Source organism: Anaerophaga thermohalophila str. Valhall, assembly GCF_000250735.1.
Taxonomy (GTDB): Bacteria; Bacteroidota; Bacteroidia; order Bacteroidales; family Marinilabiliaceae; genus Anaerophaga; species Anaerophaga thermohalophila_A.
The window spans coordinates 1-10,125 of record NZ_AHZV01000341.1; the positions used below are offsets into that span (position 1 = coordinate 1).

General features: G+C 43.9%; 9 protein-coding genes. 5 read left to right on the forward strand and 4 right to left on the reverse strand.

Features of this window, described 5'->3' with window-relative positions:
• Positions 1 to 161: 161 nt before the first annotated feature.
• From OQ5_RS0117575 to OQ5_RS0117595, 5 genes are all read left to right on the forward strand, one after another.
• Complete coding sequence (locus tag OQ5_RS0117575) at positions 162 to 752, forward strand: acyltransferase (RefSeq protein ID WP_016778740.1); 591 nt, start codon at positions 162 to 164, stop codon at positions 750 to 752.
• Positions 749 to 1,762, forward strand: a complete 1,014-nt coding sequence (locus OQ5_RS0117580) for a Gfo/Idh/MocA family protein (RefSeq protein WP_016778741.1) — start codon at positions 749 to 751, stop codon at positions 1,760 to 1,762. Before OQ5_RS0117575 ends, OQ5_RS0117580 begins: the two co-directional genes overlap by 4 nt.
• 39 nt (positions 1,763 to 1,801) lie before the next feature.
• Positions 1,802 to 3,091, forward strand: a complete 1,290-nt coding sequence (locus tag OQ5_RS0117585; protein WP_016778742.1) for a nucleotide sugar dehydrogenase — start codon at positions 1,802 to 1,804, stop codon at positions 3,089 to 3,091.
• Between the two features lie 12 nt (positions 3,092 to 3,103).
• Positions 3,104 to 4,315, forward strand: a complete 1,212-nt coding sequence (locus OQ5_RS0117590) for a glycosyltransferase (protein WP_016778743.1) — start codon at positions 3,104 to 3,106, stop codon at positions 4,313 to 4,315.
• Positions 4,316 to 4,414: 99 nt separating this feature from the next.
• Complete coding sequence (locus OQ5_RS0117595; RefSeq protein WP_026055378.1) at positions 4,415 to 5,620, forward strand: glycosyltransferase family 4 protein; 1,206 nt, start codon at positions 4,415 to 4,417, stop codon at positions 5,618 to 5,620.
• Here the strand turns inward: OQ5_RS0117595 and OQ5_RS0117600 are convergent, their stop codons facing one another.
• The 4 genes from OQ5_RS0117600 to OQ5_RS0117615 all read right to left on the reverse strand — a co-directional run bounded on the left by OQ5_RS0117600 (position 5,621) and on the right by OQ5_RS0117615 (position 10,062).
• Entirely contained in the window at positions 5,621 to 6,250 is a 630-nt protein-coding gene (locus OQ5_RS0117600) for an NAD(P)H-dependent oxidoreductase (RefSeq protein WP_016778745.1), read from the reverse strand.
• Positions 6,251 to 6,455: 205 nt separating this feature from the next.
• Positions 6,456 to 6,746 carry a GNAT family N-acetyltransferase gene (locus OQ5_RS0117605; RefSeq protein ID WP_016778746.1) on the reverse strand — a complete coding sequence of 97 codons (291 nt, stop codon included), beginning with the start codon at positions 6,744 to 6,746 and terminating at the stop codon, positions 6,456 to 6,458.
• An 18-nt stretch (positions 6,747 to 6,764) separates the two neighbouring features.
• Entirely contained in the window at positions 6,765 to 8,159 is a 1,395-nt protein-coding gene (locus OQ5_RS0117610; protein ID WP_016778747.1) for an aminopeptidase P family protein, read from the reverse strand.
• Between the two features lie 19 nt (positions 8,160 to 8,178).
• Positions 8,179 to 10,062 (reverse strand): sensor histidine kinase, encoded by a 1,884-nt coding sequence (locus tag OQ5_RS0117615; protein WP_016778748.1) that lies wholly within the window; start codon positions 10,060 to 10,062, stop codon positions 8,179 to 8,181.
• Positions 10,063 to 10,125 lie beyond the last annotated feature (63 nt).

A 10,125-nucleotide genomic window follows, 5' to 3' on the forward strand; every position in this document is an offset into this window, starting at 1 on the left:
AACAACTCTAACAACTTAACAATTTTAACAGCCGCGTAATAACTATTAAATGTAAGATGTAAGATGAAATGAACATAGACAGGGTTACCACAATAAGAACATGTATAACCTTCAATCATGCGAGTTCCATCAGACCAATAACTTAAACTAATTTTATACTGATGAATGAAATGTCATTACCTGAAATTCATCCATCGGCTGTGGTGGATGACAGATGCGAGATAGGCCCGGGAACACGCATATGGCATTTCTGCCATATTATGAGCGGATGCCGCATCGGAGCCAATTGTAATATCGGACAGAATGTGGTGGTTTCTCCCGGGGCAATTCTCGGCAATAATGTAAAAGTTCAGAACAACGTATCTGTTTATACCGGTGTTGTTTGCGAGGATGATGTGTTTTTGGGACCCTCATGCGTCTTTACCAATGTCTCAAATCCCAGGAGTGCCGTTCCCCGAAGGGAACAATACGAGGAGACACTTGTTAAACGTGGTGCTACAATTGGTGCTAACGCGACCATTGTTTGCGGTCATACCATTGGACGTTATGCTTTTGTCGGTGCCGGTGCGGTTGTGACCCGCGATGTGCCCGACTATGCCCTGGTTGTTGGTAATCCGGCCCGCCATACCGGCTGGATGAGCGAGTACGGACATCCTTTGGAATTCGGCGAAGACCGTCGCGCTGTTTGCCCCGAAAGCGGGGATGAATACGTTCTGGAAGAGGGTAAAGTAAAAAAGATAAACTCAAAATGACTACCGGAAAAGTAAAATTTGCAATTGTTGGCATGGGGCATATTGGGAAACGTCATGCCAAAATGATTGAAGACAATCCGGATGCGGAGCTTATAGCTGTATGTGATGTCAGGCCTCCTGAAGAAACGGGTTGGAACAATGCCGGAGTCCCCTACTTCAGCGACTTTACCGAGATGCTTAATGGTATGGATGGTTGCGATGTTGTGAACATCTGTACACCAAACGGACTGCATGCATCACAGGCTACAGCTGCTCTTGAAAGAAAGAAGCACGTTGTGATTGAAAAACCCATGGCATTATCGCGGGCCGACGGAGAAAAAATTATCTTTAAGGCTCTGCAGGTTTCGAGACATGTGTTTGTTGTGATGCAGAACCGGTATTCACCTCCTTCTGCCTGGCTTAAAGAAGTGATAGAGAAGAATATTGCGGGCAAGATTTATTTTGTTCAGCTCAATTGTTTTTGGAATCGGGATGACCGGTATTATCTGAACAATGGCTGGCATGGAACAGCAGAAATGGACGGTGGTACTTTGTTCACTCAGTTTTCGCATTTCATTGATATGCTTTACTGGCTTTTCGGAGATATCACCGACATTAAAGCCGGATTTAACGATTTTGCACATCAGCATTCCACCGATTTCGAGGACAGCGGGTCTGTGATTTTTCGGTTTGTCAACGGAGGGATGGGCAACATCAACTTCTCAACTGCCGTATGGGACAGAAATCTTGAAAGTACTATGACCATTATAGGTGAAAAAGGAACCATCAAAGTTTCTGGCCAATACATGAACGAAGTTACCGAATGTAATATTAAGGGTTATGATATGCCGGAGCTGCCTCCCTCTAATCCGCCAAATGATTACGGCTACTATAAAGGATCGGCCGCTAATCACCAATATGTCATCGATAATGTAATTCAAACCCTTCAGGAACGAACTTATGTTACCACAAATGCGTTGGAAGGACTGAAAGTAGTGGACATTATTGAACGAATTTATCAGCAAAAATAGTTTATTTGTATCATAATATTACTCTTTAAATTCAGATGTATGTTTAATGAATTGATTAATAAAGAAGCGAAACTATCTGTTATCGGACTTGGGTATGTAGGACTTCCTATTGCACTTGAGTTTGCACGAAAGATGAAAGTGATAGGTTTTGATATAAAACCATCGCGCATTGAAAAGATGAAACAACACATTGATCCGAGTAATGAACTGGAAGCGGTCGATTTTGAAGGCTGTGATATCAAGTTCACCAGCAACCCGGAAGATTTGCGCGAGGCGCGTTTTCACGTTGTGGCAGTGCCTACACCCATCAACAATCATAACCTGCCCGATCTGAATCCGCTGCTCAGTGCTTCCCGCACGGTTGGAAAAGCATTGAAGAAAGGCGACTATGTTGTTTTCGAATCGACTGTATATCCAGGTTGTACTGAGGAGGATTGCGTTCCTATTCTGGAGCAGGAATCGGGATTGAAATTCAACAAGGATTTCAAAGTTGGTTATTCGCCCGAACGAATCAATCCCGGGGACAAAGAACATACGCTGACCAAAATTCTGAAAATTGTATCGGGCAGCGATGATGAAGCTCTTGAGCTGATTGCTGCAGTTTACGGGTCAATTATAAAGGCAGGCATACATAAGGCCAGCTCCATAAAAGTAGCCGAAGCTGCCAAAATTATCGAGAACACACAACGCGATGTGAATATTGCCCTGATGAATGAATTGTCACTTATCTTTAATCGTTTGGGAATTAATACTTATGAAGTTCTTGAGGCTGCCGGTACAAAATGGAATTTCCTGCGGTTTTTCCCCGGCCTGGTGGGTGGTCACTGTATCGGTGTTGACCCTTATTATCTGACTTACAAAGCCAATGAACTGGGCTACCATTCAAAGATTATTACCGGGGGGCGTGTCATTAACGATGCTATGGGGCCTTATGTTGCCAAACAGGTTGTTAAAAAGTTGATATCCAAAGGACATAAAATAAACGGCTCCAATGTTCTTATTATGGGGGCAACTTTTAAGGAAAATGTTAGCGATATCAGGAATTCCAAAGTGGCTGATGTTTATCATGAGCTAAAGTCTTTCAGTGTTAACGTGGATGTGGACGACCCGCATGCTTCCTCGGAAGAACTGATGGAAGAGTACGGTTACGGTCTTGTTGATAAGATCGATAAGAAATATGATGCCGTGATCCTGGCTGTCAATCATGATGAATATATGAATCTTGACGAGTCTTATTTTAAGTCTATTACAAATGAGGATCCATTGTTTGTAGACGTGAAGGGTGTCTTTCGCGGTAAGATCAGGGAGATGACCTATTGGAGTTTATAGTAAACCAAGCTCATGCCAAATAGAAACTCCATTCTTTTTTTGTTGCCTGCCCCGTTTGTCCAGAAACCGGATGAGCCCGGGTTTCAGGTTCAGACCCAGAATTTCCGGACAACTTTCGGATTTGTAGTTCCCGAGCTCATTGACAGAGGATTTTCTGTGGAGTTGGTGTCGCTTAGTAATACACTGCAACAAAAGGAGAATGGTGTTAACTTTTTGAAGACATCGGAGCTCGGGAAGAGCTGCCGGGCTTTTTTCTTCAAACGAAACATGGGAAGGGGAAGGATCATTCCGCAATTTTTGCAGTTTCTTATTAATATTTTGAACCTCGCACGCCGATTGTCAAAGTGCAGTATTGTTTACGGTTACAATGATGTTGGAACGCTTTACGGGGCTTTATTGAAACCATTCTTTCGTTACCGGTTGGTTTACGATATGCGAGGCAATCGATCCAACGAGATGGCTGTACAGGGTGCCCCTAAATGGCGGGTCTCGCTTTACAGGATGATAAGAAACTATTGTCTGCACAAGAGTGATCTGGTTTTTACGGTTTCAAAAAGTTGTGAATATCTGCCCAAAGGGAAGAAGCATCTTCCCAAATATAATTTTTACGATGGCCGTCATTTCTTTTACGACCCTGGGATGATCAGGCAAATGCGTGAGGAACTCGGGCTTGGCAACCGGTTTGTTTTTGTGTACAGCGGCACCGACAAATATTACCAAATGGTGCCACAAATGGTTCGCTTCTTTGCCGGGTTTTTAAAAATTTATCCCGATGCTTATTTTATGATCAATGTTCCCGTGCCCTCCCAAAAGTTTGAAGAAGAATTGGCGTTAAACAATATTCCCCGTTCGGCATGGGGCATGTTTCATCTAGACCAGAGCAATTTAAACCGGTATCAGATGGTGGCCGATATGGCCTTTCTTATCCGAGAAGATTTGCCGCTGAATCATGAGGCTTTTCCCACAAAGTTTTCGGAATATCTTGCCAGCGGTGTTCCCGTGTTGATAACCCGGCATGTTCACACATTGGCAGAAATGGTAGATAAGAACGGACTTGGGGAGATTTGGGAAGATGATGAAAGCGAACAGGAAGTGCAAAAGCGCATCCTTACATACCACTCAAACAATGAAGTAAGAGAAAGATGTGCTGCTTTTGCCCGTGAAAATCTTTCATGGCAAACCAAAGCTCCCTGGCTGGCTGACGTGTTGTCCGATTTGATATGAGAAAAAAAAGCAATTCGGTTAAGCATATTGTTCCTCACCAAGATGCATGCGTGTTTTTCGAATTGGTTTTACGACATCTTTAATGTTGCATTTGATTATATGCCGGAAAAACACCAAAACAAAGCCCTTTGTGTCCTGAATTTTTCGGGTCGTTTCGGCGGTGCCGAGAAACGCTATGCCACGCTTTTCAACCATCTGATGGTGCAAGGTGCGGATTATTATCTGATCATGAACACCCGTCTATACCGGCTCCTGGTAAACAGTTTCTTACTTAGGGCCAGCGAACGGATTATTCTTTTCAATGACGGGGGAGATGGCATTCCACGGGCTCATGTGAATTCAAGGAAGCAGGCACAGGAAGTTTCCCGGAAAAGTACTGCAAGGCTGTTTTTAGGACGATGGAAATATTTCCTCAGAACTATGCTGCTCTGGTTAAGGTTTTCGCTCTTTTTTATCCGGCAGATTCAAAAAAAGCAAATTAAAACTATTTATGGCGTCTGGCAAGGCGGAATCTGGACATGGATGTGGTGCAGGTTGCTTAAGGTGAAACTCATCTTTAGTGTAAACAGCAGCGGGATGCTGAATATGGAAACCAATGTGACAAAATTTTTTGACAGTCAGTATTGGGTTTTACAGCATGCCGATGTAGCAGATTTCCTGTCGCCCTCATTAAAGGAAAACTATACTCGGGAGATGGGTGGGAAAATAGGAGGACATTGTGTGGTTACACCGAATAGTTTTATCGACTATACTCACTACTATGCGGTATTTCCGAAAAAACCATGGGTGGTTTTTCTGGGGCGGCTGGAGCCCATAAAGAACCCGATGATTTTCCTGGAAGCCGTTCGGATTATTCAGCAGACAATGCCGGCTGTTGAAATCACTTACTTTGTAATGGGGACAGGAAATATGCTCAATTCTATGCAACGATTCGTTTCACGGAACCAGTTAAGGAATGTCCGGTTTACCGGTCTTCATTCCAAACCATGGCAGATTTTGAGAGAATCGTCGGTATTTGTTTCGCTGCAACGCGATGAGAATTATCCAAGCCAGTCGCTCATTGAAGCCATGGCCTGCGAAAACGGAATTGTGGTAACCGATGTTGGCGACACACGTATGCTTGTCACTGAAAGTGAAGGATTATTTACCAATGCCGAACCCATGGATGTTGCAGATAATATTATTAAACTCCTGATAAATCCCGATTTACGTGAAAAAACAGGGGAAAAAGCCCGCGAGAAAGTGATTCATTATCATACTATTGATCGTTTCGCAAGATGGTTTGATGATATGATGAATGATTAACTATGGTTGTATAACAAACTCATCCAATGATTTTCGCACTTTCCTGTTTTGCTGGTAAGCGTCATCAGGCGATCGATAGCCTGCCGCAGCCATTGCAACAGATGAAAATCCTTTCTCTTTAAGTCCCAGTATTTCATCAAACCGTTCGTTACTGAAGCCTTCCATAGGACAGGCATCAATGTCCTGCATGGCAGCAGCCGAAAGCAAAAACCCTAAAGAAATATATGCCTGACGAGCTGCCCAGTTGAACCGTTGCTCAGGAGTGCGTTTGTTGATGGAGCTTTTCATCGTTTTTTCGTAGTCCGCTATATCTTCTTTGACAATATCACGTGTTTTAACAATGCGTTCCACAAACTCGTCCACATCTTTGTCGGAAAGGTCGGTTCGCACGGCAAATATGAACAAATGTGATGCTTCTGTTATTTGAGGTTGATTAAAGCCTGCCGGGCTAAGCTTCTCTTTTATCTTTTCGTCATCAACCATTACAATTGCGAATGGTTGGAGTCCAAACGAAGACGGAGCCAGGTTGGCTGCCTGCAGGAGGTTATTTACCTGTTCGGAATTAAGTTTACGGTTTTTGTCGAAACGTTTGGTCGCATAACGCCACTGTAATTTATTTAATAATTCCATATCTGTTTTGTTTATGTTTATGATTGGAACTATTAAACACGGACAAAGTCAAATTGTTTAGTCGGTGTTCTCTTTTACCCGGCGGGTCGGTGCTCAGCACTGCTGCATTGCCTTGTTCAGCATCTGCTGTTGGGCTGTTCGAGGGATCGGAAACCGCTAAGGTATTTGATGGATCGGAATACGCCGCTCCCGTTGCAATGAACCATCATTCCTGTTCGAACAGCAGCAGTTTCCACTCCGGATGCCTTTGTATGAATGAGATAATGAACGGGCATTCCGGTATTATGCGAATTTGCTTCTCCTGACAATAGTTCAAAACCTGGCTGACAAGGTTTGATCCAATGCCCTTCCCTTTTAGGGGATCGGGCACTAAAGTATGCGTAAGCAACCATACCGATGGTTCGTATACTTCATAGTAAAGAGTGGCTATATGGCCATCGACCTTCAGCTCAAATCGCTTTTTGTTTTTGTTGAGTGCAATTTTGTTTTGTGCCATAGGAATGTGTTTCAGCTTTTAAACACCTTTTCCGGCAATTTGTTCTATCTCTTCCACCGTAACAGGGATTCGTTCACCAAGAATACGTGCGCTTGTTTCGGTGACCAGTATGTCATCCTCGAGGCGAATACCACCAAACCCTTTCATTGATTCCACTTTATGGTAATTGATGAATTGAGTGAATTTTTTCTCTGCTTTCCAGTTGTCAATCAGTGCAGGAATAAAATATATCCCCGGTTCGTTGGTGATGGTAAATCCCGGCTTCAGCCGGCGTCCCAGGCGCAAAGCTGCCAGGCCGAACTGCGACGAACGTTCTATTTCCTCATCATAGCCAACCAGTGTGTCGTCATAGTTTTCCATGTCATGTACGTCAAGTCCGATCATGTGTCCCAGTCCGTGCGGCATGAACAGGGCATGAGCCCCTGCGGCCACGGCTTCATCAATATCGCCTTTCATCAGCCCCATATCTTTAAGCCCCGAAGCAATGACCCTGCATGCCAACAAATGAACATCGCGGTAAGAAACGCCCGGTTTTGTCGCCTCACGTGCCTGATCATTGGCGCTCAAAACTGTTTGATAAATCTGCTTTTGAATGTCACTTAGTTTCCCCGATACAGGTGTTGTACGCGTATGATCGGTGGCATAATGCAAAGGCGATTCGCTGCCGGCATCAACCAAAAGAAGGTCTCCTTCTTTCAGAATATTCCCATGGTAGTGGTTGTGCAGCGTTTCGCCCCGGACCGAGCAAATGACCGGGAAAGCTATTATTCCACCGCCGGACATGGAAATCCCTTCGAGCGTCCCTGTAATTTCCTGTTCGCTGATACCGGGGCGGGCCATTTTCATGGCGGTGGTGTGCATTTTACTGGCAACCGTCATGTGGCGTTCCATTTCTTCTATTTCGCAGGGTTCCTTTATACTTCGAAGTTCTATGCATGCTTTCGTAAGTTCCAATGAAGCATGATTTTTTACTTCACGATGATGTATGTTAAGCAGATCGGCAAGTTTCATGATATTTTCTCCCCGGTAGGGTGGCGTGAAATGGATGTTGCGTCTCTGTTTAATCGCTGCATCAATTTCTTTGGCTAATTCTCTATACGGCTTTGTTTCGGAAATTCCTACCCGGGCAGCCTGATCCTTCAATGATGGCTGTGGGCCCATCCAGACAATGTCATCCAGTGTGTAATCGTCTCCGAAGATGACTTCACGATCGTTGTCAATGTCAATGATCCCGGCCAATCCCTGTAAATCTATTCCAAAGAAATAGAGAAATGTACTGTCTTGCCTGAAATGGTAGGTGTTGTCTGCGTAATTCATTGGGGCATCCTCATTCCCGGGAATAAGGACGACTCCTGTTTTTACCATTTTTTTGAGTTGGTTACGGCGATTGGTATAGGTGTTTTTTGAGAACATAATATATTGATTTAGTGGTTCAATGAATTGGAAGAGAAAAGTAGAAATCTGTGCCTTTCCCGGGTTCCGATTCCAGCCAGATTTTGCCCCCGAGCTTATTGATAAGGCCAAGACAGATGGAAAGGCCCAATCCAACTCCGTCGTGAGTTATTGCTTTAGGATCATCGGAGCGGTAGAAGCGGTCGAAAACTTTTGCTTGCTGTTCTTTTGTGATGCCAATACCGGTATCTTTTACGAAAAACAGGAAGTCCTTTTCGCGTCGGGAGTAACCGAATTCAATTTTCCCTTTCTCGGTGTATTTTATTGCGTTATTAAGGAGGTTGGTCAGAATCTGATCCAGTTTTGTATAATCGGTGAAGATAGTAGTTGAAGGAGGTTCATCGGAGATGAATTTAAGTGTGAGTCCTTTTTTTTCAGTCTGGGGAGTAAACATTGCAAGCATTTCATTGCACAGCTTGTTAACCTGGAATATGGAAGGAGTCATTTTAAGGTCGCCGGTTTCTATTCTTGATAATTCCAGCACGTTGTTGAGAATATTTAATAATTTCTGACCTCCTGTCTGAACAATTTCGATATAGTCGTTTCTTTCTGCTTCAGTTATGTCTCTCTGTCTGATAAGTTCGGTAAATCCCAATATGGCATTAAGAGGCGTTCGGATTTCGTGTGATACATTTTGGAGGAATGCTGTTTTTAACCGGTCGTTTTCTTCCAGTTTTTCTTCAAATTTTTTCCTTTCCGATATGTCTGTAATGAAGCCTTCAATAACATCGACTTCTCCGTTATCCGAGCGTACGGCCTCTCCCTGCTCCCACACCCATTTTCCCGTTCCGTATTTGGTAAAGATGCGATATTCCACCTGGTAACTGCTTCTTTTATTGATGGCCTTTTGTACGTTTCGCCAGACTCTTTCCTGGTCCTCCGGATGAATCAGATTTCCGTAGGCAATATGTTGATTGTTAATAATCTCACCGGGTTTGTAGCCGGTGAGTTCTTCGCTTCCGCTACTCACAAACTCCATATCCCATGTAGGAGTATTTTTGCAGCGAAATGCCATTCCGGGCAGGTTGTTCATCAAAGTGGAAAGGTAGTTTCTGCTTTTCTCCAGTTCCATCTGGTACCTGCGCTCCTCGGTTTGATCCCGGAAGACAAGTACTACGCCGGTAATTTTTCCCTCTTCAGAAAATATGGGCGCACCGCTATCGGCAATGGGAATTTCCCGGCCGTCTCGTGACAGCAATAATGTATGATTGGCCAGTCCGACAATTTTTCCCTCGGCAAAAACTTTATTGACCGGACTAATTACGGGTTTGCGGGAGTATTCATTAATGATTCGGAAAACCTTATCCATGGGTTGTCCTTTTGCCTCCTCTTCCTGCCATCCGGTAAGTTCTTCCGCTACTTTGTTGATATTCCTGACTTTGCCCTCTGTATCGCAGGTGATTACACCATCTCCGATGCTATAAAGAGTTGTTCTGAAGAGTTCTTCGCTTTCCTTTAAAGCCTTTTCTGTGGTCTTTCGCCTGGTTATGTCACGTGCAAAAGAAAAAGACAATGGCATTCCGTCAAAATCGAGGTAAGTGATTGTAACCTCGACAGGCATCAGGCTGCCGTCTTTTCTTTTATGGAATGTTTCGATCGTTCCGGTTCCTTTTTTCCTGATTTTTTGCCGGTGTTGGTGCCATTTTTTGTCGCCCGCATTTAAAAAATTGGGGTCCAGGTCAAAAACTGTCATGCTGAGGAGCTCTTCCCTGGAGTAACCCAGATCGATACATGCCTGGCGGTTCACACTCAGGATTTTTCCACTCTCTTCCGAAATTTGGTAAATCCCCACCCCTGCATGGTCGATGCAAAAACGATCGAGTTTGGCTTGCTGCAATTCTTTATCGGGGCTTTTTTCTTTCATTCGTACTAAAATAGGTTTTTACCTGCATTATTCATAAATTATCTATTACGATGCTCAACTATC

What these genes read in the sequence shown, in the direction of transcription:
- OQ5_RS0117595 (WP_026055378.1), top strand. Translation starts at nt 4,415, where the DNA reads ATGCCGGAAAAACACCAAAACAAAGCCCTTTGTGTCCTGAATTTTTCG.
- OQ5_RS0117580 (WP_016778741.1), top strand. Translation starts at nt 749, where the DNA reads ATGACTACCGGAAAAGTAAAATTTGCAATTGTTGGCATGGGGCATATT.
- OQ5_RS0117575 (WP_016778740.1), top strand. Translation starts at nt 162, where the DNA reads ATGAATGAAATGTCATTACCTGAAATTCATCCATCGGCTGTGGTGGAT.
- OQ5_RS0117585 (WP_016778742.1), top strand. Translation starts at nt 1,802, where the DNA reads ATGTTTAATGAATTGATTAATAAAGAAGCGAAACTATCTGTTATCGGA.
- OQ5_RS0117605 (WP_016778746.1), bottom strand. Translation starts at nt 6,746, where the DNA reads ATGGCACAAAACAAAATTGCACTCAACAAAAACAAAAAGCGATTTGAG.
- OQ5_RS0117600 (WP_016778745.1), bottom strand. Translation starts at nt 6,250, where the DNA reads ATGGAATTATTAAATAAATTACAGTGGCGTTATGCGACCAAACGTTTC.
- OQ5_RS0117615 (WP_016778748.1), bottom strand. Translation starts at nt 10,062, where the DNA reads ATGAAAGAAAAAAGCCCCGATAAAGAATTGCAGCAAGCCAAACTCGAT.
- OQ5_RS0117610 (WP_016778747.1), bottom strand. Translation starts at nt 8,159, where the DNA reads ATGTTCTCAAAAAACACCTATACCAATCGCCGTAACCAACTCAAAAAA.
- OQ5_RS0117590 (WP_016778743.1), top strand. Translation starts at nt 3,104, where the DNA reads ATGCCAAATAGAAACTCCATTCTTTTTTTGTTGCCTGCCCCGTTTGTC.